Genomic DNA, 23504 nt, shown 5'->3' on the forward strand with positions numbered 1-23504 from the left:
TCTTTTAAGAATCGCTTACAACTTATTCTTAACTTCTACTTGCTCGTAAGCTTCTACAATATCACCAACTTCAATGTTGTTAAAGTTTTGAATGTTCAGTCCACACTCATAACCCTTGGTTACTTCCTTAACATCATCTTTATAACGTTTTAACGAGGCTAGTTCGCCTGTATAAACTACCACGCCATCTCTTACTATACGTATTTTACTGTTACGGGTAATCTTACCATCTAGCACCATACAACCTGCAATGGTACCAACTTTGGTAATTTTAAAGGTTTCTCTAATTTCTACATTGGCAACAATTTTCTCTTCGAATATTGGATCCAACATACCCTCCATGGCAGATTTAATCTCATCGATTGCATCATAAATAATAGAGTACAACCTAATGTCTATCTGCTCTTGTTCTGCAAGTTTTCTCGCGCCAGAAGATGGACGAACCTGGAAACCAATAATGATTGCATCAGATGCGGTAGCTAACAATACGTCAGATTCTGAAATCTGGCCAACTCCTTTGCTAATCACATTGATCTGTATCTGTTCTGTAGAAAGTTTAAGTAATGAATCTGCCAATGCCTCGATAGATCCATCCACATCACCTTTTACAATAATGTTTAACTCTTTAAAGTTACCGATGGCTAAACGACGACCAATCTCATCTAACGTGATGTGTTTTTGAGTACGCAATCCTTGCTCGCGTTGTAACTGCATCCTCTTGGTTGCAATATCTCTGGCTTCGCTCTCGCTTTCTACCGCATTAAAACGGTCGCCAGCTGTTGGTGCACCTTGCATACCCAATACTTGTACCGGTTGAGATGGCCCAGCAGAATCTACTTTAGCGCCACGCTCATTAAACAAAGCCTTAACACGACCGCTGTAACTTCCTGCCAAAATAGGATCGCCAACTTTTAATTCGCCAGCCTGAACCAAAACAGTAGTAACAATGCCTCTACCTTTATCTAAAGCAGACTCTATAACGGTACCTACAGCACGCTTTTTAGGGTTTGCAGTAAGTTCTAACAGCTCTGCCTCAAGCAATACCTTATCTAATAATAAATCTATGTTTAAGCCTGTCTTGCTAGAAATCTCTTGCGACTGGAATTTTCCACCCCAATCTTCAACCAAAATATTCATCACAGACAGTTGTTCTCTCACCTTATCTGAATTTGCTCCAGGCTTGTCTACTTTGGTAAAAGCAAACACCAATGGAACACCCGCAGCTTGCGCATGGTTTATGGCTTCTTTAGTTTGAGGCATTACCGCATCATCTGCGGCAACAACAATAATGGCAATATCTGCCGCTTTTGCACCACGGGCACGCATGGCGGTAAACGCTTCGTGACCCGGTGTATCTAAAAAGGTAACTTTTTTACCAGTAGGTGTGGTAACCATATAAGCACCAATGTGCTGGGTAATTCCACCTGCTTCTCCAGCAACAACATTCGCTTCGCGGATGTAATCTAGCAGCGAAGTTTTACCATGATCTACGTGACCCATAATGGTAACAACTGGTGCTCTTTCTATTAAATCTTCTGGATTATCATCTTCTTCTATAACGCTTTCCTCATCCTCATCTGGCTTGACGAACTGTATTTCATATCCAAACTCATCAGCTACAATGGTAAGTGTTTCAGCATCCAAGCGTTGGTTAATGGATACAAACATGCCTAAACTCATACAGGTACCTATAATTTTTGTTACCGGTACATCCATCATATTCGCAAGTTCGTTAGCAGTTACAAATTCTGTAACTTTTAACACCATTGCCTGCGATTCTAGTTCAGCTGCAGCTTCTTCTGAAGTACTTGCTACATCATCACGTTTTTGCCTACGCAATTTTGCGCGTTGTGCAAACTTACCAGATTTACCGGCACCACTTAAGCGTGCCAATGTTGCTTTGATCTGATCTTGAATTTCCTTTTCTGTAGGTTCTGCCTTTGGCCCACTTGGCGTACTTCTATTTCCGTAAGTAGGTTTCCCTCTATTGCCTTGATATGGCGTACCACTTGCTGGCCTATTTCCCTGATAAGGTTGACGTGGCTGGCCAGGTGCACTTTGCCCTGGAGCAGTAGTAGCTGGCCCTCCTGGTGCTTTTTTACGTTTACGTTTCCGCTTAGCCGCATCATTATCATTTGATGATGCTACTGGGCTTCTTCTCTCTGGCGTTGTTGGCAATATAATTTTACCTACAATGTTTGGGCCCGTTAATTTTACAGTGCGGGTTTTAAGTATATCTGGCCCTTTATTTTCTAAAGGAGCAGTTGCCTTTGGAACATCTGCTTTTTTCGGCTCTACAGGTTTTACTTCCTGTGCTGCCGGTGTTTTAGGTTCAACAGGAGCGGCTTTTTCAACTGGCGCTTTCTCTGTAACGATAGGTGCAGCGGGTATAACCGGCTTTGGCTTTTCTGGCACTTTCGGCTCGGGCTTTACTTCCTCAACCTTTTTGCTTGGCCTAAGCTTTCCGTTAAACCGGTTTAAGTCTATTTTGCCCACCACCTTTACACCCGTATGAGCTTCTTCTTGTTTCTTTTCTTCTACCGGAGGCTGCGGTGCAACTTTTTCGGCTGCGGCAGGAATTACCTCTGGAGCCACCGGCTCGGCCTTAGGCTTTTCTACCGGCGCAGAGAAAGTCTGAGCATTCTTGATTAAGATTTCCTCATTCTTTTCAAAATCATTTTCTGGAACCGGCTTTTCTACAGGCTTTTCTGCCTCTACCTCATCACGACGAATTTTTCCGATCACGATTTGTTTAGCCTCTTCACGTAAAGACTTATCGCCCTGGTACTCTTTTAATAACGCACCGTACATTTCTGGAGATAGTTTAAACATAGGGCTTTTCTGGGCAGAAAATCCTTTCTTGTTTAAAAACTCTACAGCCGTACCCATGGCAATATTAAGTTCCTTAATAGCTTTAATTAAAATGATTGGTTTGTCGTCTGACATTTATGTCCCTTTATTTTTCTAATGATAATACAAAAGTAGTGTAATTTTGCCAAATACCCCACTTACTCAAACTCTGACCGTAGAATTTGAATTACTTCTTTAATAGTTTCTTCTTCTAAATCTGTGCGTTTTACCAAATCCTCAGTTGTTAAAGCCAGTACGCTCTTAGCTGTATCGCAACCAATGGCTTTAAGCTCATCAATAATCCAGCTGTCTATTTCGTCTGAGAATTCTTCTAAATCTACATCTTCATCTTCTTCTCCTGCTTCGCGATACACATCTATTTCGTAACCGGTTAATTTACCCGCCAACTTAATGTTGTGCCCTCCTCGCCCAATTGCCAGCGAAACCTGATCTGGCTTTAAATACACAGATGCATGTTTGGTTTCGTCATTTAATTTAATAGAGGTAATTTTTGCTGGGCTCAATGCACGGCTAATGTATAGCGAAGTATTGTTGGTAAAATTGATTACATCGATGTTCTCATTTTTCAATTCTCTAACAATACCGTGTATTCTAGATCCTTTCATACCTACGCAAGCGCCCACTGGATCAATACGATCATCGTAGCTTTCTACGGCAACCTTTGCACGCTCACCGGGCTCTCTTACAATCTTTTTAACCGTAATCAAACCATCAAAAATTTCTGGAACCTCTATTTCGAACAAACGTTGCAGAAACTGTGGTGCAGTTCTAGAAATAATAATTTTTGGGTTGGCATTGATCATTTCCACTTCAGAAATTACCGCTCTAACCGTATCGCCTTTCTTAAAATAATCGGCAGGAATTTGCTCTGTCTTAGGTAAAAGTAGCTCATTTCCCTCATCATCCAACACAAGCGTTTCTTTTTTCCAAACCTGATAAACCTCTCCGGTAACAAGCTCGCCCACGCGGTCTTTATATTTCTTAAAAATTTCGTCTTTTTCTAACTCTAATACTTTAGAAACAAGCGTTTGTCGCGCTGCCAAAATAGCCCTACGCCCAAAACTTTCTAAGGTAATTTGCTCAATGTAATCGTCTCCAACTTCTAGGCTATCGTCTATTTGATGTACTTCTGCCAATTCTATCTCCAGATCATCGTCCTCAGAAAAGCCATCTTCCATAACGGTTCTAGTTCTCCAAATCTCCAAATCTCCATTATCTGGGTTTACAATTACGTCGCAATTCTCGTCGGTACCATATTTTTTACGCAACATGCTACGAAAAACCTCTTCCAACACACTGATGACTGTTGGCCGATCGATATTCTTAAAATCCTTAAACTCTTGAAAAGAGTCTATTAAGTTAATTGTTGTTGAACTCATTTTTTATATAATGCTATAGGCTTTAAAAAGTTTTGCGGTTACTTAAAACTTACCAAAACCGTTGTTTCTATAATTTCGTTAACGTTTATAACTGTTTTTACAGCGGTGGCTTTTTTGCCCTTCTGTTTAACCATTTCTTCTATTAGCAAACCTGTTGGAGTTACCTCTAACAATTTACCTTCTTTTTTAAGGCCATCTTTAAATTTTATGGCCAAATTTCTGCCGATGTTCTTAATGTACTGGCGCTGAAGTTTTAATGGCTCCCCCACGCCCGGCGATGATACTTCTAAATTATAAGCCTGCGCTATGGCATTCTCTTCTTCTAAATGGAAGCCAACGTGCCTACTAATATCTACGCATTCTTGTATGCTTATGCCTTCATCACCATCTACCTCTATAATTAATTTATTATTTGGCAACATTTTAACATCGACCAAGAACAAATCTTTTTTATCGGCAATCTTTTCTTCCACAAGTGCCTTTACTCTTTCCTCTACTTGCATTTTAATCTTCCTCCATAGAAAAAGGGGACAATGTCCCCTTCAATTTCCCGATTATGAGTGCAAATGTAGTAATAAAATTGCGACTTTTCAAATAAGTAAATGATTATTATTGACCGCTCTACGAATAATTATTACTTTTCTTAAAGAGATCATTGTTTACACGGACCATCTGGTATTTTTTCGCTGATTTTTATCACTTTTGTAACCACCAAGGTAGAATCGAAATCTACCGAAACTAAAGGCGCTTTAGATTTCTCGAAAAATCCTTCGAGCTCTACATAAACTGGTTCGTAAGGTTTCTCGAAATTTAGCTTGCTGTAAGATAATTCTAGGCTTTTTACGCTGTCTACCACCCAATATTCTCTGCCATCCTCGCATAAGGTAAAAGATTTCATGTCTGGGCCAAAACTATATAAACCCTTTACAACGTGCGCTTTATTTACAGCAGCAACTTTTTCTTCTTTCGGATCGTTCTGACAGGAACTTATCACAACCGCCATCATCATCATTAACCCCAAAAAAATTCCACTATTCCTTTTCATGATTATAATTCTTGGTTAATCCTATCTATATTCTTAACGCTTAACTTAGCCGACAAAGCCGATGCCAAAAAAGAAAAAATACCCACAGTTAAAAAAACCAGTAGAAAGTCTTTCCATTTTAGCGCTATAGGATAAGCATTTAACAGCTGGTTAGCTCCCTCGCCCATTTTTACAAAGCCAAACTGTTGCTGAAAAACACAAAACAACAGCCCTAAAAGCAACCCAACCATACATCCCGACATGGTAATCATCAACCCTTCAAACAAAAAGATATTTTTTATCAGGCGTTTTCCTGCGCCCAAACTGCTCAATATCGCAATGTCTTGCATCTTATCAATTACAAGCATGGTTAACGAGCCGATAATATTAAAGATAGCAATAATTAAAATAAATGTTAAAATAATGTAAACTGCCCAGCGCTCTGTGGTTAAAATGTGATAAAGCGCGCTGTTTTGTTCTGCACGGTTTAACACGTTAAAAGAGGCGCCAATTTTCTCAGCTACCATCGATTTAAAATCTGGCACGCTTAGCCCTGGTTTTAAGTTAATCTCTATTGCCGAAACGTTTTGTGGCTCGTTTAGCAGTTTGCGAATAAAGGCAATCGGTACAATAATACCGTTATCAAAATCTTGCTGAACCTCGAATACGCCGCTTACCCGTATACTTTCTACGTTAAAATCGTCGGCGGGATTAATAGAATTGGCGGCAAGAGTCTTTCTCGGAGAATAAATTTCTAGCTGTGTAAATGGATCTAGTGTGTTTACCGCCAAAAAACTCTGTAGGCCAGAACCTATAACAGCGCTTGCCCCAAATTTATTTTGAAACTCAAATCGCCCCTCCATCATAATGCTATCTAATTTTTTATTTTTTAGATAGGCGGTACTCACGCCCTTAATTAATCCTACAGCTTGTTTTTCGTTATACTTTAGCAAAGCGTTTTCTTGCAACACTTCTGTAAACGAATAAATGTGCTTGTTTTTTTGCAAATCGATAAAAGCCGCGGTGTTGGGATTAAAGGTTTTACCGTGCGCCGGCCTAATTTCTATTTGGGGCGTTATGGTGTTAAACATGGTTAAAATAACGCTTTCGAAACCATTAAACACAGATAAAATAATGATTAGCGCAGCGCTGCCAACCATTACGCCAAGCATGGAAATGCCCGATATTAAATTGATTGCATTGGTAGATTTCTTTGCAAAAAGATACCGTTTGGCAATATATAGTGGCGTATTCACGGCGGTAAAGATAATTAAAAGCTTGGGGCTTTAAGGGCAGAAGTGTTTTAATCTATTTGGCTAAGCCATAAAATTCGTCAAGATTTAAGTTTTTAATACCTTAACTTTTTTCGTTTTCGCTGATAATTTTGCGATTGGCAGATTAAAGTGTCAACTTTGAGCAAGCTTGCAGAAATGTCAAAACATATACATAATACCCTATAAATGAAAATATTAATGGTTTGCCTTGGCAATATCTGTCGTTCGCCATTGGCGGAAGGTATTTTGCAACAACTTGCTAACAACAAAAACTTAAACTGGCAGGTTGCTTCTGCTGGCACGGGCAACTGGCATATAGGGCAAGCACCCGACAGTAGAAGTGTTACCGCAGCAAACAAAAAAGGGCATGACATTAGCCAACAACGTGCGCAACAGTTTAAACCAACCATGTTTGCCTATTACGATTTAATTTTTGCGATGGATAAAAACAACTTCGCCGACCTCTTGAGTATAGCAACATCTAAAACAGAGAAAAGCAAAATAAAAATGTTTTTAGAGATTGGCGATGTAACCGACCCATATTATGACGATAAGCTATTTTCTGTGGTTACAGCACAAATTGAAACTAGATGTGAGCAAATAATAAAAGAGTTTTCGTAGATTGCTCTGAAAAAAACCTATCATGTTTAAATCCTTAAAATTATATGCAAAAGTTTTATGCTTCTTTGCTTTTGCTTTTTTATTCCAAAGTTGTAGTGCCACAAGAACTAAGGCGCATAAAAATTTACGGGTGCTTGTTTTTTCCAAAACCAAAGCCTACCGTCACGCATCTATCCCTACAGGCAAATTGGCCATCATGAAATTGGGGGCTGAAAACCATTTTGCTGTAGATACCACAGAAAACGCTGATGTATTTACCGCAGAAAACCTTAAGAAATATGCTGCTGTTATTTTTCTGAGCACCACTGGCGATGTATTGAATGATGCACAACAAAAAGCTTTTGAAGACTATTTTAAAAACGGACATGGGTTTGTAGGAATACATGCCGCTACAGATACCGAATATGGCTGGCCTTGGTATGGCGACATGATTGGCGCGCGTTTTTTAAGCCATCCAAGTATTCAAAATGCCCGCTTTGTTATTAAAGATAAAAACCATCCCTCTACCAAATTCTTTCCCGATTCTGTGTGGATGCATAAAGACGAACTTTATAATTTTAAAGAAATAAAACCCGGTATCCACGTGCTTATTACCATAGATGAAAAAAGTTACGAAGGCGGAAAAAATGGTGCTTTCCACCCTTTTAGCTGGTATCAAAATTTTCAAGGTGGCAGAATGTTCTACACAGCCATGGGCCATACCGATGAGACTTACAGCGAGCCGAAATTTTTAAAACATTTGCTGGGTGGAATAGAATATGCTATGGGAGAAAAAAAATAATTTATTCGCCGTTGGTTTATCCATTTCTTTAAAATAGCCACCCCGCCTTGCATTTCCCCTTTCGCAGAGGGGAAATGTCATAAAGTTAAAGAGAAAACCAACAAAATGGTGTCATCCAGAGCTTGTCGAAGGACAACCATTTTATTGCTTTTTGGATTTTTTTAAGGTCTTCGACAAGCTCAGACTGACAAGCGATTTCCTTAAGTTAATGACATTGGGGAAAGGCCTCGAAGCATCGATATTGAACAGCTTGGCGAGTTTTTACCCAAAGGGCTGCCAGCCTTGATTTATTCACGGGTGATTGTTGGTTAAATGCGTTCATGAGCTCGCAGAAAATGCTCGGTTTTTGTAAACTTTTTTATCAAGAAAAAAGTTTGAAGCCCGTGCGGCTAGCACAGCGTTAGGCAGAGCAGAGGTGCTTTTTGGAAAGGCTGCATTTGTAGCCTAGTGCGCCAACGATTGAAATGACATCCTTTTGCCCTGCGTGTCGGCAGGACAAAAGATATAATGTAAAGCGTGCATATCCCGATTTTGATTCGGGATTAAGGCGCCCAAAATATCCCTTTCAAAACCCAAAACCAAACAATGAAAAATCCCAAACTTTACATGTTATTACTCGGCTGCACTCCAAAAGGCAGACTAGTCGAGCAGCACGATATTTTTTTTGGCATAGCAGAAAATCTATTGGATTTAGTACCATCTATGAATGCTTTTTGGCCAGAAGCAAAGGGAAAGCTGCATATTGATGCTTGGCGAGAAGTAACTGCTGTTGGAGGCTTTGAAGTAAACGTGGTTTCTTCGACAGAGGAGTTTGTAAACGAGCAACATCTTTTTTTTATTAACCTTGGCGGCTATGTTAAAGATGTTTTTGATGAGGCACACTTTAAAATGCTGTTGGCCGCAGCAACAAAGGCAGGCGCCATTAAACAGGCCAAAGAAACAACATTCTATAAAAATGTGGGGTTTAGTGGCGCAACATCACATATTGACGATAAGTATGGTGTAGATATAGATGATATTTTTGAGATTAACGACGTGCTTTCACAAGAGGTAAAGTCGAAATTTAAGCTGAAACTGACCAAAAACCTCAGTATCAAACAAGACCAGATGCATTTGGGTTATATTCCACTAAAAAACCTGACTTAATTGCCGTTGGTGTAAAGTTTGGTGGATATTTTTTCAATTCAAAGCTGTTTAACAATTAGGGCACAAACCTTTTAATCGAAGTTGTGTTGTAAAAGAAAAACAACGAAATGAAAACAGCTGAAGTTTTAAATGATTTGATAAAAATCAACAACGATAGAATTAAGGGCTACGAAACTGGCCGACAAGAATTGAAAGAAGGCGATGAAGATTTAAAAGCGCTCTTTTTAACGATGATTTCTGAATCGCAGAAATATAGAATGGCCTTAGCTACAGAAGTGGGCTCTCTAGGTGTAGACATTGAAACTGGCACAACCGCGTCGGGCAAAATTTATCGGGGTTGGATGGATGTAAAAGCCATGTTTACCGGCCACGATCGCCAATCGGTTTTAAACAATTGCGAAACTGGAGAAGATGCGGCACAGCACGCTTATAAAATGGCTTTGGAAGAAGAAATTCCTGCGAATATTAGGGAGCTTGTTTCTGAGCAAAAAGCTAGCTTAAACACTTCTCATAACAAGATCAAAGCGCTTAGAGACGCCTGAGAATAAAATTAACTTTACCTAAAATCCCCATCTGGCAAATGCCAAATGGGGATTTTTAATAGCATCTATTCCCCTTTTAGTTTTCTAGTTCTTGATCCAAATATTCGGTAACTTTTTGTATCACATTATCTATGGAATTGGATAAAATGGTAATGTAGGCGCCTTTTTCTGCATGATTTGTAGCATGTTGCAAACATTTTTGGCTGTTGTTGATAATGATGACCTCTTTTCTCGGATCTACTTCTGCTATTCCCTCCAATAATAAATCAATCAATTCTTGCTGCTCCCTACCACGTAAGTATTTTTCCTGACAAATGTAAATCTTGTCGAACATTTGAGCCGAAATACGTGCTGTTTCCTTAATATCTTCGTTGCGCCTATCGCCCGTACCCGAAATAATACCGATATATTTTGTGGCTTCTACGGTTTGTAAATACGATTTTATGCCTAGAAAACCATCTGCATTGTGGGCAAAATCTACCAAGACTTTAAAATCTTTAAATCTAAAAACATTCATCCTTCCGGGGGTATGCGCCGCAGAGGGAATAAAGGTTTCTAATGCCAATTTTATATCTTCTGGCTTATAACCCCACAAATAAGCAGACAGGGTTGCGGCCAATACATTCTGTATCATAAAGTTAACAGAACCTCCAAAAGTTAAAGGCACATGTGTTGCTTTATCTACCCTCAGTTTCCAGTCTCCGGTTTTAACTGTTATAAAACCATTTTCGTAAATGGCAGCTACGCCACCCTTTTTACAATGTTCTTTTATAATGGGGTTGTTCTCGTCCATGCTAAAGTAGGCCACATTACACCTAGCTTCTCGGCCAATTTTTATGCAATAACCGTTATCGGCATTTAACACCGCCCAACCTTTTCTTCTAACCGCGCCAATTACCACTTCTTTAACACGCTTTAAATCTTCTAACGTGTGTATGTCAGAAATGCCCAAATGATCTTCTTGAATGTTAGTTACCACGCCAATGTCGCAGCTATCAAAGCCTAAGCCAGAACGCAATATGCCACCACGTGCGGTTTCTAACACCGCAAATTCTACTGTTGGGTCTTTAAGTATGAAAGAAGCACTTACCGGGCCGGTGGTGTCTCCCTGCATCAACATGGTATTGTGCACATAAATGCCATCGCTGGTGGTATAGCCTACGCGTTTACCATTGCTTCTAATAATATGGGCAATTAATCTTGTCGTGGTTGTTTTTCCATTTGTACCCGTCACGGCAATAATAGGAATTTTGTATAATTTGCTTGGAGGATACAACATGTCTATTACCTTCGCTGCAACATTTCTTGGCAAACCTTCGCTTGGCGCGAGGTGCATTCTAAAACCTGGTGCGGCATTTACCTCTAGTACAACACCGCCGTTTTCTCTAAGTGGTTGGGTAAGATTTTGTGCCATAATATCTATGCCGCAAATATCTAATCCGATTACCCTAGATATACGTTCACAAATAAATATATTTTGTGGATGTACAGAATCTGTTACATCGATAGAAGTGCCTCCGGTACTTAAATTAGCGGTAGATTTTAAATAGATAATCTCTCCTTTCTCGGGCACAGTTTCTAGCGTGTAGTTTTTCTTCGCCAAAAGATCTAGGGTATCTCTGTCGACAGAAATTTCTGTAAGCACGTTTTCATGCCCATAGCCTCTTCTAGGGTCTTCGTTCTCTGTATCGATAAGTTCTTGGATGGTATGGATGCCATTGCCATTTACATGCGCCGGATCTCTCTGCGCTGCTGCCACCATTTTGTTATCAATCACCAAAACCCTAAAATCGTATCCAACAATAAATTTTTCTATAATTACGCGACGGGAATACGTTTTTGCATACTCGAAAGCAGCAAAGGCATCTTCCATAGTTTTAACGTTAATGGTAGCGCCCTTGCCATGGTTCCCATCTAAAGGTTTAAACACTAACGGAAAACCAAGTTTTTTTACCGCATTTTCCAGCTCGTCAGGATTGGAGAGCGTTACACCATCGGCTACAGGAATGGCAGATTCTGTCAACAATCTTTTAGTTTCATCTTTATCGCCAGCAAGATCCACCGCTATGCTACTTGTTTTCTCGGTCATGGTGGCACGAAACCTAACCTGATTTTTTCCATAACCAAGTTGCACCAAAGAATTTTTATTTAGCCTGATCCATGGGATATTTCTCCTTACCGCTTCCTCTACAATAGAACCAGTGCTTGGCCCAAGTCTTTCTGCTTCTCGCAGCTCTTTCATGCGTTGTATATCATGGGCCAAGTCATAATCCACATTGTCTATTAGGGCTTGGGCAATATTTACCGCTGCTTCTGCTGCGTAAGCGCCTGCTTTTTCTTCTAAATAACTAAATACCACGTTGTAAACGCCTGGTGTTTTTGTTTCTCGGGTTCTTCCAAAGCCGGTATCCATCCCCGCAAGGGTCTGTACTTCTAAAGCAATGTGCTCTATTACATGCCCCATCCAGGTACCTTCTTTAACCCTCGAAAAAAAACCTCCCTCTATTCCTTTGGAGCAACGGTGGCTAAACATGCTTGGTAGTAGTTTTTCCAATCGCTCGCCAAAACCTTCTATCAAATTGGTGGGGCTTTCTTCCAATTCTTCCAAATCTAAACGCATTTGGATGAGGTTTTTTCTACTGATAGACCAAATATTTGGGCCTCTTAGCACCTGTATCTTAGATATTTTCATAAATTCTTGTTTGTCGCCTCCCTCGAAGCTTTAGCGTGAAATTCCAAAGGTAAAAATGGGTTGCTCCTTTGGTAAAATTTCGAATGTAAATTATAAATTATTTATGAAATAGCACGTCTATCTAAAAAAAAGGATAAAAACTATAATCACTTAATAACGTTCATTTATTTATTGATAACGCACATTATTTCCTTATTGTTTTTGAAGCAAGCCAAAATTTTGGCGAAAAACCTGTGTTTTTTTGATATAACCTTATATATTTGAGCTTTTTCAAGCAAACGCAACACGCAAAACATGGCAGTTAACGGTAAATTAATAATTATAGGCGGCGCGATAGACACTGGTAGTTTTGCAGAAACGCAATTTGGAATGCCAGAAAACATGAATTTTTTTGAACGTGGCATTTTAAAAAGAATTACTACAGAATCTGCCAAAAATACAGCATCTAGGTTCGAGATTATAACCACTGCTTCGCTAATGCCGGAGAAAGTGGGCGAAGAATATATAAAAGCATTTGCTCAATTAGATGTTCATAATCTAGGTATTTTAAATATTAAGAACAGAGAAGAAGCAAACAGTGATGAAAATGCAGCGAGAATAAAGAATGCAGACGTAATTGTTTTTACAGGAGGCGATCAGTTAAGATTATCGTCTATATTCGGTGGCACCAAAATACACCAAATATTATTACAAAAATATCAATCAGAGCAAGTGGTAATTGCTGGTACATCGGCTGGTGCGGCAGCGAGTTCTAAAAACATGATTTACCAAGGCAGCAGTAAAGAGGCTTTGCTAAAAGGCGAAGTGAAAATTACCGGCGGACTTGGTTTTATAGACGATGTTATTGTAGATACACACTTTGTACAACGCGGCAGAATTGGCAGACTTTTGTATGCAGTTGCCAGTAACCCAGGCATTTTAGGTATAGGCTTGGGTGAAGATACTGGGTTGTGCATAACAGATGGGCATAGAATGGAGGCAATTGGCTCTGGAATGGTTATTTTGGTAGACGGGCGCCAAATGACCGACACGAATTTAACCGATGTAGAAATGGGGCAACCGGTGTCTATCAAAAACATGGTGGTGCATGTAATGGGCGAAGGAGATATTTACAATCTGCTAGATCACAGTTTAGCGATACACCATCCAAAGGCTGTTTCAGTAACTTAAGGTTTTGAAATATTGCTGTTCTGAAAAGCTCAACCGAGCTGTTGCAAGGCCTGCTGTTGGACATGTTCGGCAGGGCCATTTTGAACTATGCATAAATAGGGATTTGTAATCCCTGACACAATGCCCTTATCCCCTTCGTTTTGTGGATTTCAAAATCCACGTTATCTTGGCTTCGGGATGCGCAAGCTTAACATCCCGAAGAGCGGGCTAACATGTCTGTTCGCCACAAGTAAAGAGCCATTCGGCAACACAGCTCAAGGACTCTAGTTCTTAGCTGAAAGATTCCTCCTATCATCGAAATGACGAGAACTTTATTATTTCCCCAACATTTGCTTCACCATTTCTCTATTGGCAATGGATACTGAAATTTATCTCCATTGTTCATTAACAACGTGCCGCCATCTTCTTTAAGCCAGCTTTTTACCAAACTTGGGTTTACCAAATGACTGCGGTGTACCCTTAAAAAGCCATGAACTTTTAATAAATCAGCATATTCTTTTAAAGGTTTGGAAACCAAAACCCTATCGCCATTGGCCAAATAGAAGAAAGTATAAGTATTATCAGCCTCGCACCTTATAATATCCTTTACCAACACATAAGTTATTTCGTTTTGCTGTGGCAGGGCTATTTTAGGCAAATTAGTTTTGGCATTTTTAAGCTCGTTTAATAAAAAACTAAGCTGGTGGTATTGCATTTTATCCTTTATCCTTATATCAGCCTTTGCTACCGCAGCAGTTAACTCGGCAATATTTACAGGTTTTAGTAAATAATCTAATGCGGCAAACTTAATAGCTTGAATACCATATTGATCATAAGCAGTAACAAAAATTACTTCGAATAACTTTTCATCGAGTTTATTTAGCAAATCAAAACCTGTATTTCTACCCATTTGGATATCTAAAAAAAGTAAATCGGGTTGATGTAGTTTAATGAGCTTTTCAGCCTGATCAAGCTGTTGTGCACAACCTATAACTTTTACTTGTGGACAATATTTTTCTAATAAAATCTGGAGGTTATCCAAATTTTCACGTTCATCATCTACTAAAATTGCACGCATTATATTTTTTTGTTTAGTCGCCCTTTAAAGCGAAATGTAATGAAAGCGAGAAATTTTTGACCTTTGTTGCATAATATAAATCATCTAATGCCAGTTTAAAAGATTTCTTCATTATGCCAAAAAAATGATATACCGTAAACTGAAAACTTATTTCCAGCATCATTCTCGTGAAGCTCGAAATCTTAAAAATCCCCGTCTTTTCGATTGGAGCGCAACGAAATGACTGCTTTTATAACCAATTTACCAAGGTTATTAAAATTGAAGTCCCGTTACTGTTACCTATAAACTCCATCGTAATTGGGGTTTCCTTATAAATACTATTTAACAAAATGACTCTGTCTTTACATAAAGCCAGGCCTAAACCTTTATAATTTTTAGAGGTATCGAAACCTTTTCCATTATCTACAACTTTTAAAAGTAGGTTATTTTGCTGTTGCTCAAAAAATATTTCAATCTTGCGATCTTTAGTTCGCTCGGCTATACCATGTTTTACGGCGTTTTCTACCAAGGGTTGCAATAACATGGCTGGTATCTCGGTATTTTCAAGGTCTAGCGTGTCGACTATCAAAACCTCATAACTAAAGCCAAAACGAAACTGCTCCATCCGTAAATAATCATCAAGCAAAGCTTTTTCTTGCGCCAAACTATTCATTTCTTCATTGTCAAGCACATTACGGGTAATGCGTGCAAATTTGCCCAAATATTCGTTAGCTTCTTCAGTTCTATGCTTATTCATTAAACTTTGTATACCCGCCAATGCGTTAAAAATAAAATGAGGATTAAGCTGTGAACGAACACTTTGCAATTGAGTTTTAGCGATTTCTTTCTGTTGTTGTTCTGCAAGCAGTTTGCGTTTGGTCTTTTTGCGAATATACAAAATACCAGTACCGAAAAAAGCAGTTAATAAAATCCCAAAAATGGCAAATTGCTTTGCGGTAAATACTTTTTCTTGCGGATTTACTATCGAGAAACTGTAAAGCATTGGTTTCGAATTTATCCCACGTGTATTTTGTAACGTGTTTAATTTTGGCGCTACAATAAATTCATAATCTCCAGATTTTTGTAAGTAGGCTGCATCAATGATAAGGTAGGGCACTATAGGATTATAAAGCCCATATTGCCAATTATTAGATTGATAAAGTATTTTACCTGTAGATTTCTCTTTAAGATAGCCATAATATACGAAATCTAGTCCTGTACTTTTCAACACAAATTGGAGGTTACTGAAATTCTTATCAATATTTATTTTCGAATTATCTTTTGTTTGGAAAGACACGTAAGTTCTGTTATGGGTCTTTCCAATACCAATAAGTTTTAATTCTGCTGATTTAATTGGCTTGCTATATATGATTACCGTAGCAATTTTTGTTCTATTTGTTATTTTAAACAGAGAAATAGTAAGCTTTTTATTGTAAACGTTGAAAACCCCTAAGTCAAACTCTATTTTATTTTTGAAAATTCTGTCAAAAGATGAAGGATGCACTTTTGTTGGAGTAGCATCACTTACTAGCTGATTAACACCATCCTCGACAATACTATAGCGATAATAAGCCGCACTATCTTTATTAATAGAACCAAAAAGTCTTATCTTTTGCGCACCTTCTAAATAAACTAGATTAGCATTTGGTTGGTTTGGAATATTGTTATGATAATCTATTCGATTAGTAAAAGTATCTATTTGCATGCTTAACCCAATCCCAACATTCCCTTGACTTATCGAATAAGAAGTATTCTCTTTAAATTGCCCAAAACAAACTGAAGAAATAAATAAAATAATTAAAGTGAAGTAGTTTCTCATCATTTTTAAGTTTAAGATTTCCTCAAACTTGCATCAAATATGCAGCTAATAAAATGATGTTTTAGTAAACGCCACCGCTAACTTTGTGAAAATGGCAAATGTAGCTGTAAACGAAGATAAGTTGCTCGTTGCTTGACATTCTCTGTTCGAGCAACGAATGACGTAAAACAATGAACGCTGCACCGAACTATCTATTTCCCCAACATTTGCTTTACACCTTCCCTATTCGGCTTAGAAACGGGTATCTTTTCTCCAGACATTAAGAGGAGCACACCACCATCTTCTTTTAACCAGCTTTTTACGTATTTTGGATTTACCAAATGGCTTTGGTGGGTTCTTAAAAATCCGTTCGGTCGCAGTAAATCTGCATATTCTTTAAGTGATTTAGACACCAATATTTTTTCATCACCCGAGAGGAAGAAGTGCGTATAAGTATTATCTGCTTCGCAACGTATAATTTCTGATAAAGCAACATACCTTATTTCGCTCTGCATCTGCAGCGCAATTTTGCTAACGTTCGCTTCTGGCTTTTTTAGTTGTTGCAGTAAGAAATCCAGCTGGGAAGTTTGTATTTGTGTTGCCACCTTATGTTCGGCTTTAGTTACGGCATTAATCAATTCTTCAATATCAATTGGCTTTAAAAGATAATCTAACGCGGCAAATTTTACAGCTTGTATCCCATATTGGTCGTAAGCGGTAACGAAAATAACTTCGAAATTACGTGTGGGAAGTTGTTTTAACACATCAAAACCTGTTTGTTCGCCCATTTGAATATCCAGAAACACTAAATCTGGCAAAGATTTTTCAATAGCATTAACCGCATCACTTACCTTTTGGGCTGTTGCCATTATAGTTACCTGCGGACAGTGCTTTTCTAGCAAAGACCGCAGGTTCTCTAAGTTGGATATTTCGTCATCTATTAAAACTGCTCTCATCCTATTATAGCCAATCGGTTAACGTTAAGCTTATTTTAGTGCCGTTTGTGGTTGATTGTATGCCCAAGATAAAGCGATTTTCTTTATAAATATTATTTAATAACGCTATCCTACCCTCACTTAATGTTAGACCTAGCCCATTCTGCCTATTTTCTGTATTAAATCCATTTCCATTATCAACAACAGTTAACACCAAATCATTTGTTTGATTAATTAAGGTAATGATAATTCTTCCATCTGTAGCTTTTTGCGATATTCCATGCTTTACCGCATTTTCTACAAAAGATTGCAGCAACATGCTTGGTATTTCTATATTATCTAAATCTAAGTTTTCAGCGTGATTAATTTCATACGTAAAACCGAACCTCAATTGCTCCATTTGCAGGTAATCATCTAGCAAAGTTTTTTCTTGTGATAAACTAATCAGTTCTTTATCATCAAGCACGTTACGGGTTAACCTGGCAAATTTAGAAAGGTATTTATTGGCATTGTCTATCTCGTTCTTGTTCATTAAATTTTGAATGCCAGCAAGCGCATTAAACAAAAAATGAGGGTTTAATTGAGCACGGATTGAACTGAGTTGGAGCTTTGCAGTATTTTTTTGCTGCTCTTTTTCTGCCATTGTTTTTTTGTTTCTTTTTTTAATGAAGTAAAGGGCGACAAGAAAGGCAATTCCAATAAACAACGCGGTAACGAGGATATACAGTCAAAGATCCTTTTTAGTATAGTTTTCTTTATCTATTGTGATAGCTAGCGTATATCTAGTTGCGTAACTTTCTATTTCTTTTTGTGAGAATTCACAATCAAAACAATTTGTCCATTTAATCGACGGTTGAATAATAATTTCATAATCTCCCGATTTTTTAAAAATATTCCTATCGATTTTAACATGTGGCGCAAATTCATGATTTTCAGTTACTAGGCCGCCATACTGCCAAACATCCGATTCAAAAATAATTTCATTTGTTTTTTTATCTTTTATTGTGATGTTATAGAGATAATCGATGTCAGATTTGTCTTTTACAATGGTTAGTTCGTCGTCGTTTTTAGTGAAAATAAGTTTCGTGTTTTCTTTCGGGTCTATAATATATTTGTAATCAACGCCTTTTTCAGTTTTGAAGCGCTTTCCGAAAGCTTTAATTTTTGTTTTGGGAAGAGGTTTCCCGTAAAAAATAGACTTGTATATATCCTGCGGCTTATCAACGCTATAAACCAAAGTGGTAATTATTTTATCTTTTATAACAAATGTGCCAAGTGATGTGGTACTGAATAGTTCTTCGTCGCCACCCGCGTGGGTATCTTTCAGCTTCGCTATGTCGATAGATTTATTTACTGCTATTGGTTTATCATCTACCAAAATGGTATAGCGATAATGCTGTATGTTAATATCCTTTCTAAAATTAATTTGGATATTTAAATTGTTAACTTCAGGCAGGTAGTTAAACCACGTATTAGGTTGATTGGGAAACACCACTGCATAAACGACGTTTTTGGCAGAACTATCTACACTCATTAGCAATATACCCCCAGCAGCAATATTTTTATTAAAATCTATGCCTTTTTGTACATGTGCTGTAGATAGCGCAATAATAAAGCTGAGAAATGTAAAGGCTATCTTCTTCATAGTGTTAAGTTTAATTTTTAACAAACTTGCAGCAATAATAGCAAAACTACAACCATAAAACAGGAAACACTCTGTTTGAAATAGTAAAGGTATAGTTTTGTGCAGTATTTAAATGTTGCTAAAGAACTGCCTTTGTTAAATAAATTTTTTCGGTATGTTCTACAATTATATCTCAAACCGGAAATTAATAGGACTGATAAAGTAGTTCTTATCAGAGCGATCTCGGATTTAATTCGGCGGATAAATTGGCGGAGTAGGAAGGGAAATTTGGAAATCGATTATGAATGATTCCTGCAGATAAAACGGATTTCCGCAGAGACAGAGTTGCAAAAATCAGTGCAATCTGAGGAGAAAAAAAAGTTATCCCAAGACATAATACTAGAAAGAAACCAAATGTAAGCATTCAGAAATCAGAAAAATGGAAGTCGGAGGACAGAGGTCTACACAGGGTTTTTGATCTCTGCTGCCTGCTCGTTATTCCCAACAACATGCTTTGCTTTTGCAAATTATAAAATCTCCCCTATCTTCGCACCGAAATGCGCTAGCTTGACGTTTAGAAGATTGCGTGCTGATTATTTTCCATTTATTCCCTTAGCATGAAAATTATTATACACGGAGGCTTCTTTAGTGAGTCTTCCACAAATTCCGAAACAAAAAAGGCTAAACAAGAAGCCTTGTCAAAAATTGTAATTCAGGGCTATGAATATTTAAAAACGCATGCTGCATTAGAAACAGTGGCTTATACCGTATCTCTTTTAGAAGACAACGAATTGTTTAACGCAGGGCTGGGTTCGCAAATTCAAAGCGATGGAAAAGTGAGGTTGAGTGCCTCTTTAATGGACAGCAAGACCGAAAGATTTAGCGGCGTAATTAACATCGAAGATGTTAAAAACCCAATATTAATTGCCGAACAACTTCTACTAGAAGAAGACCGGGTATTGAGCGGCGAGGGCGCACAGAAGTATGCAAGACAACATGGTCACCAATCTTATAACCCGATAACGCCATCGCGACAAGCAGATTTTGACGAGAAATTGAAACAGCAGGAAAATAAAGGTACGGTTGGTTGTGTTGCTTTAGATAATGATGGAAAATTGGCTGCTGCAACATCTACGGGGGGCAAAGGTTTCGAAATACCGTGCCGCGTAAGCGACTCTGCAACAGTTGCAGGCAATTATGCCAATAAATATGCGGGTATTTCTTGCACCGGGGTTGGCGAAGACATTACCAGTGCTGCTTTAGCTGCGAAAATTGTAACACGTGTAACGGATGGATTTACGATAGAAGAAGCTTGCAAAAAATCTTTTTCAGAGCTTAAACCTTTTGATGGCTTTGCAGGGGTCGTCGGTATCTCTGCCAATGGCGATGTTTGCCATTATGACTCTCATCCTTACATGGTTTGGGCTTCTTTTGATGGAAGTTTACAAGTCTTTAACTAAAAAAGCCCCGCAAAAGTATTATTTTTGTTGCATGATAAAAATTGCTGCTGCTTTTTTTGCGATGTTTATTTACTTTTCTACGTACGCTCAAAGCGTCGAAAAGATTGATTTTCAAAATCAAAATGCTGGCAATACGGCTATAAATATAGCAGTTTCTAAATATGATTTGTTTGATGGGAATGCGTTTTACGATAAGGCAACGAGTTTTGCGCAACGAGGAGATTTTAACCAGGCTTTGCCCCTGTTTGGTAAAGCTGCCTTTGAATATTGTGTAGTTAAAAATTACAATAAGTACGGGCAAGCCATCATTAAGATGAGCAACATGCACTACAAACTTGGAAATTTTAAGGAAGCAGAAGACATTTTACTTAACGTAGCAGTTAAAAATTATTCTAAGCTGCACAGTAATTCTGGCTTAATGAACACGTATTACTTGTTGGGAAACACCTTGTTGGCACAAAATAAATATACGCAGTCTATGTGGTTTTATACACAACAGGGCATTTTGGCAAAAGAACTTGGCAACCAAAACTCGTTTATAGAATCTTTACTGGGTGTGGTTCAGGTTAAAATTAAAAAGAAAGATTTTTCACTTGCACTTCGTGATCTAAAGTCTGCCGAATTACTCGCAAAAGCCCGAAACACCACACAATTTGGCGATGAAATTAGTGCTGCGCGGAGAACAATTGCAGGACAACTTGCTCAGAAAAAATAAATTTTTCCCTCTTATTTACGTTCCTCTTCAAACATATCTCATCTATACATGTTCAACACCAAACAATTAATCACCAAAATTTTTGGCTAGATTTGATGCTTGGAACTGGCGAGATGGTAATATTGCTGTCTCTTTTTTGGTTTTTCGGTAAAATGGTATCATATTGGCTATTCAAATTAAACAATGGATTTTAAATCATTCAAACAAATGCTAAAGAACATATTTTTCGTACTATTTACCGCTGCAGTTTTTGCCTGCAATGCAGCACCAAAGCCACAGCCTATGGTAGATGGGGTAAAAAACATAACGCCAGATGAGCAACAGGCGCTTGTAATGAAGGAGGTTGTGGGGCTGATAGAGAATTATAACTACAAAAAAATTAAAATTAACGATTCTATTTCGTCCATTATCTTAGATAGGTATATCAAATCCTTAGATCAAGGGAGAAATTATTTTTTGGCTTCGGATATTAAGGGGTTTGAAAAGTATAGATATACCTTAGATGATGATTTTAAAAATGGGGATTTAAGTGCCCCATTCTATATTTTTAACGTGTATTTAAAGCGCTTAAATGAATATTTTAATTATTCAGCCACCCAAATTAAAGATAAATACAACTTTAATGAAGAAGATAGGTATACCTACGATAGGGAAAAAATGCCGTGGGCAGCTTCGGCACAGGCATTAGATGATGTTTGGAAAAAAAGGGTTAAGTACGAGCTTATCAATTTAAACCTTGCAGGTACCGCCGAAGCCAAAAACGTAGAAACGCTGACCAAAAAATACCAGAACTTAAAATCCCAAGCGTTAAAGACGAACAATCAAGATGTTTTCCAAGTTTTAATGGATGCGCTTACTGAAGCTATTGATCCTCATACCAATTATTTTAACCCATCTAATACTGTAGCATTTAACGAAGAAATGTCTAGGTCTTTTGAAGGCATTGGTGCAAGATTGCAGTTGGAGAACGAGGTAGTTAAAATTACCGATATTATTCCTGGCGGACCAGCTTTTAAAAGCAAACAGCTAAACTCAGGCGATCGAATCATCGCGGTAGCGCAAGGAGAGGGAGAGTTTGTAGACATTGTGGGTTGGAGGTTAGACAACACCGTAACCAAAATAAAAGGCCCGAAAGGAACTAAGGTAAGGTTAAAAATCATCCCGGTAGGAAAAGAAATGTCTTCTAAACCAGTAATTATAGAATTAACTAGAGATAAGATTATTTTAGAAGATCAGTCTGCTAAGAAAGAAGTAAAAACCGTAACCACCGATGGTAAGGAATATAAGATAGGTGTTATTTCCCTACCAGCTTTTTATGCAGATTTCAAAGCCTTAAACGCAGGTGACAAAAATTACAAGAGCACCACAAGAGATGTGAAGTTGTTAATCGATACCCTTAAAAACCAGGATAAAGTAGATGCCATTGTGATGGATTTACGTGGCAATGGCGGCGGTTCTTTGGTAGAAGCCATCTCATTAACGGGATTATTTATAGATCAAGGTCCAGTCGTTCAGGTAAAGGATGCTAGAGGGAAAATAGAAGTTGATGCTGATGAAACACCTGGCGTGGCTTGGAGCGGTCCTTTTGGTGTAATGGTAGACAGATTAAGTGCATCTGCTTCAGAAATTTTTGCCGGTGCGATCCAAGATTATGGTCGAGGTGTAATTATGGGTTCTCAAACCTATGGTAAGGGAACAGTGCAATCTTCTATAGACTTGAATAAGTTGGTTAACCCAAGCATCATTCAAAAACTTTCTTCACTAATCAATAAGGATAAAACTGTTGGTACATCGCCAGCGGGCGTTGCTAATAAAGACATACAGTTGGGACAAATAAATTTAACTTTGGCTAAATTTTATAGAGTTGCGGGCAGTAGTACTCAACATAAGGGTGTAACGCCAGATGTTGTTTTCCCTTCAATCTATCCTATGGATAAAATTGGCGAAGACACTGAACCTTCTGCATTGCCATGGGATACCATTCCTAGTTCTAACTTTAAGGCTGTGGCCAACCTAGCTATGATTAAGCCTAATTTGGTAAAAAATAGCGAAGAACGCATAGCAAACTCTTTAAGTTTTAAATACTTGAAGGAAGATATGCAAAAATTAAAAAAACGCGAAACTGAAACGTCTGTAACCCTTAATGAACAGAAACTTAAGGGAGAACGAGATGCACAAGAATCGGAGTCATTTGAGCGCGCAAATGACCTACGTGCCGCAAGAGGATTACCGAAACTTAAAAAAGACGCTAAACCAGGAAAAGTTGATAGCTTTGATTTTATAGAAGACGAGAGTTTACACGTAATGGGAGATTTGATGCAACAGGCTAGCAATTACGTTATGAATTTAGGGCAAATGTAACCGTTAGGCTTATTTACACCATAACAAAAGCGGCCATGGTATTAAATTACCATGGCGCTTCTTTTTTCTTTGCCT

19 protein-coding genes are annotated in these 23504 nt (G+C 38.2%); 8 read left to right on the plus strand and 11 right to left on the minus strand.

The annotated features are described in order from the left end of the window. Positions 1-15 precede the first annotated feature (15 nt). From infB to ABIB40_RS04655, 5 genes are all read right to left on the minus strand, one after another. Positions 16-2946 (minus strand): translation initiation factor IF-2, encoded by a 2931-nt coding sequence (infB, locus tag ABIB40_RS04635; RefSeq protein WP_354356473.1) that lies wholly within the window; start codon positions 2944-2946, stop codon positions 16-18. 62 nt (positions 2947-3008) lie between these two features. After that, entirely contained in the window at positions 3009-4250 is a 1242-nt protein-coding gene (gene nusA / locus ABIB40_RS04640; protein WP_354356475.1) for a transcription termination factor NusA, read from the minus strand. Between the two features lie 38 nt (positions 4251-4288). After that, positions 4289-4753, minus strand: coding sequence for a ribosome assembly cofactor RimP (rimP, locus tag ABIB40_RS04645; protein WP_354356477.1), 465 nt, complete (start codon positions 4751-4753; stop codon positions 4289-4291). A 149-nt stretch (positions 4754-4902) separates the two neighbouring features. Then, positions 4903-5295 (minus strand): hypothetical protein, encoded by a 393-nt coding sequence (locus ABIB40_RS04650; protein ID WP_354356479.1) that lies wholly within the window; start codon positions 5293-5295, stop codon positions 4903-4905. A 2-nt stretch (positions 5296-5297) separates the two neighbouring features. Then, a complete protein-coding gene (locus ABIB40_RS04655) occupies positions 5298-6530 on the minus strand; it encodes an ABC transporter permease (RefSeq protein ID WP_354356481.1) in 1233 nt (410 codons plus the stop codon). 204 nt (positions 6531-6734) lie between these two features. Between ABIB40_RS04655 and ABIB40_RS04660 the strand changes: the two genes are divergently transcribed. The 4 genes from ABIB40_RS04660 to ABIB40_RS04675 all read left to right on the plus strand — a co-directional run bounded on the left by ABIB40_RS04660 (position 6735) and on the right by ABIB40_RS04675 (position 9638). Then, positions 6735-7169, plus strand: a complete 435-nt coding sequence (locus tag ABIB40_RS04660) for a low molecular weight protein-tyrosine-phosphatase (protein WP_354356483.1) — start codon at positions 6735-6737, stop codon at positions 7167-7169. A 22-nt stretch (positions 7170-7191) separates the two neighbouring features. Then, complete coding sequence (locus tag ABIB40_RS04665) at positions 7192-7950, plus strand: ThuA domain-containing protein (protein ID WP_354356485.1); 759 nt, start codon at positions 7192-7194, stop codon at positions 7948-7950. 585 nt (positions 7951-8535) lie between these two features. Continuing rightward, the gene (locus tag ABIB40_RS04670; protein WP_354356487.1) at positions 8536-9096 is read left to right on the plus strand and encodes a DUF1543 domain-containing protein; all 561 of its coding nucleotides are present in this window, start codon (positions 8536-8538) and stop codon (positions 9094-9096) included. A gap of 107 nt (positions 9097-9203) precedes the next feature. Beyond that, on the plus strand, positions 9204-9638 hold the full coding sequence (locus ABIB40_RS04675; protein ID WP_354356489.1) for a ferritin-like domain-containing protein: 435 nt from the start codon (positions 9204-9206) through the stop codon (positions 9636-9638). A gap of 76 nt (positions 9639-9714) precedes the next feature. On the opposite strand, the gene cphA is transcribed toward ABIB40_RS04675, so the two are convergent. Further along, positions 9715-12330: a cyanophycin synthetase gene (cphA, locus tag ABIB40_RS04680; RefSeq protein WP_354356491.1), complete on the minus strand. Its 2616-nt coding sequence runs from the start codon at positions 12328-12330 to the stop codon at positions 9715-9717. A gap of 294 nt (positions 12331-12624) precedes the next feature. Here cphA and ABIB40_RS04685 point away from each other — a divergent pair, with 294 nt between their 5' ends. Beyond that, complete coding sequence (locus ABIB40_RS04685; protein ID WP_354356493.1) at positions 12625-13500, plus strand: cyanophycinase; 876 nt, start codon at positions 12625-12627, stop codon at positions 13498-13500. Between the two features lie 334 nt (positions 13501-13834). On the opposite strand, the gene ABIB40_RS04690 is transcribed toward ABIB40_RS04685, so the two are convergent. The 5 genes from ABIB40_RS04690 to ABIB40_RS04710 form a co-directional block, all read right to left on the minus strand. Continuing rightward, on the minus strand, positions 13835-14557 hold the full coding sequence (locus tag ABIB40_RS04690; protein WP_354356495.1) for a LytR/AlgR family response regulator transcription factor: 723 nt from the start codon (positions 14555-14557) through the stop codon (positions 13835-13837). A gap of 229 nt (positions 14558-14786) precedes the next feature. Beyond that, the gene (locus tag ABIB40_RS04695) at positions 14787-16358 is read right to left on the minus strand and encodes a sensor histidine kinase (protein WP_354356497.1); all 1572 of its coding nucleotides are present in this window, start codon (positions 16356-16358) and stop codon (positions 14787-14789) included. Positions 16359-16546: 188 nt separating this feature from the next. After that, entirely contained in the window at positions 16547-17290 is a 744-nt protein-coding gene (locus tag ABIB40_RS04700) for a LytR/AlgR family response regulator transcription factor (protein ID WP_354356499.1), read from the minus strand. A gap of 4 nt (positions 17291-17294) precedes the next feature. Further along, positions 17295-17912 (minus strand): sensor histidine kinase, encoded by a 618-nt coding sequence (locus ABIB40_RS04705; RefSeq protein ID WP_354356501.1) that lies wholly within the window; start codon positions 17910-17912, stop codon positions 17295-17297. A gap of 84 nt (positions 17913-17996) precedes the next feature. Next, positions 17997-18914 carry a hypothetical protein gene (locus ABIB40_RS04710; RefSeq protein ID WP_354356503.1) on the minus strand — a complete coding sequence of 306 codons (918 nt, stop codon included), beginning with the start codon at positions 18912-18914 and terminating at the stop codon, positions 17997-17999. A 596-nt stretch (positions 18915-19510) separates the two neighbouring features. Here ABIB40_RS04710 and ABIB40_RS04715 point away from each other — a divergent pair. From ABIB40_RS04715 to ABIB40_RS04725, 3 genes are all read left to right on the plus strand, one after another. After that, positions 19511-20353: an isoaspartyl peptidase/L-asparaginase gene (locus tag ABIB40_RS04715; RefSeq protein WP_354356505.1), complete on the plus strand. Its 843-nt coding sequence runs from the start codon at positions 19511-19513 to the stop codon at positions 20351-20353. Between the two features lie 31 nt (positions 20354-20384). Beyond that, positions 20385-21068: a tetratricopeptide repeat protein gene (locus ABIB40_RS04720; protein WP_354356507.1), complete on the plus strand. Its 684-nt coding sequence runs from the start codon at positions 20385-20387 to the stop codon at positions 21066-21068. Between the two features lie 207 nt (positions 21069-21275). Next, entirely contained in the window at positions 21276-23429 is a 2154-nt protein-coding gene (locus ABIB40_RS04725; protein ID WP_354356509.1) for a carboxy terminal-processing peptidase, read from the plus strand. The last annotated feature ends 75 nt before the right edge of the window (positions 23430-23504 follow it).

The organism is Pedobacter sp. UYP30, from assembly GCF_040547165.1.
Taxonomy (GTDB): domain Bacteria; phylum Bacteroidota; class Bacteroidia; order Sphingobacteriales; family Sphingobacteriaceae; genus Pedobacter.

Excerpts from the sequence above, each read along its gene's own strand:
- infB (WP_354356473.1), bottom strand. The coding sequence starts at position 2,946 with ATGTCAGACGACAAACCAATCATTTTAATTAAAGCTATTAAGGAACTT.
- nusA (WP_354356475.1), bottom strand. The coding sequence starts at position 4,250 with ATGAGTTCAACAACAATTAACTTAATAGACTCTTTTCAAGAGTTTAAG.
- rimP (WP_354356477.1), bottom strand. The coding sequence starts at position 4,753 with ATGCAAGTAGAGGAAAGAGTAAAGGCACTTGTGGAAGAAAAGATTGCC.
- ABIB40_RS04650 (WP_354356479.1), bottom strand. The coding sequence starts at position 5,295 with ATGAAAAGGAATAGTGGAATTTTTTTGGGGTTAATGATGATGATGGCG.
- ABIB40_RS04660 (WP_354356483.1), top strand. The coding sequence starts at position 6,735 with ATGAAAATATTAATGGTTTGCCTTGGCAATATCTGTCGTTCGCCATTG.
- ABIB40_RS04665 (WP_354356485.1), top strand. The coding sequence starts at position 7,192 with ATGTTTAAATCCTTAAAATTATATGCAAAAGTTTTATGCTTCTTTGCT.
- ABIB40_RS04670 (WP_354356487.1), top strand. The coding sequence starts at position 8,536 with ATGAAAAATCCCAAACTTTACATGTTATTACTCGGCTGCACTCCAAAA.
- ABIB40_RS04675 (WP_354356489.1), top strand. The coding sequence starts at position 9,204 with ATGAAAACAGCTGAAGTTTTAAATGATTTGATAAAAATCAACAACGAT.
- cphA (WP_354356491.1), bottom strand. The coding sequence starts at position 12,330 with ATGAAAATATCTAAGATACAGGTGCTAAGAGGCCCAAATATTTGGTCT.
- ABIB40_RS04685 (WP_354356493.1), top strand. The coding sequence starts at position 12,625 with ATGGCAGTTAACGGTAAATTAATAATTATAGGCGGCGCGATAGACACT.
- ABIB40_RS04690 (WP_354356495.1), bottom strand. The coding sequence starts at position 14,557 with ATGCGTGCAATTTTAGTAGATGATGAACGTGAAAATTTGGATAACCTC.
- ABIB40_RS04695 (WP_354356497.1), bottom strand. The coding sequence starts at position 16,358 with ATGATGAGAAACTACTTCACTTTAATTATTTTATTTATTTCTTCAGTT.
- ABIB40_RS04700 (WP_354356499.1), bottom strand. The coding sequence starts at position 17,290 with ATGAGAGCAGTTTTAATAGATGACGAAATATCCAACTTAGAGAACCTG.
- ABIB40_RS04705 (WP_354356501.1), bottom strand. The coding sequence starts at position 17,912 with ATGGCAGAAAAAGAGCAGCAAAAAAATACTGCAAAGCTCCAACTCAGT.
- ABIB40_RS04710 (WP_354356503.1), bottom strand. The coding sequence starts at position 18,914 with ATGAAGAAGATAGCCTTTACATTTCTCAGCTTTATTATTGCGCTATCT.
- ABIB40_RS04715 (WP_354356505.1), top strand. The coding sequence starts at position 19,511 with ATGAAAATTATTATACACGGAGGCTTCTTTAGTGAGTCTTCCACAAAT.
- ABIB40_RS04720 (WP_354356507.1), top strand. The coding sequence starts at position 20,385 with ATGATAAAAATTGCTGCTGCTTTTTTTGCGATGTTTATTTACTTTTCT.
- ABIB40_RS04725 (WP_354356509.1), top strand. The coding sequence starts at position 21,276 with ATGCTAAAGAACATATTTTTCGTACTATTTACCGCTGCAGTTTTTGCC.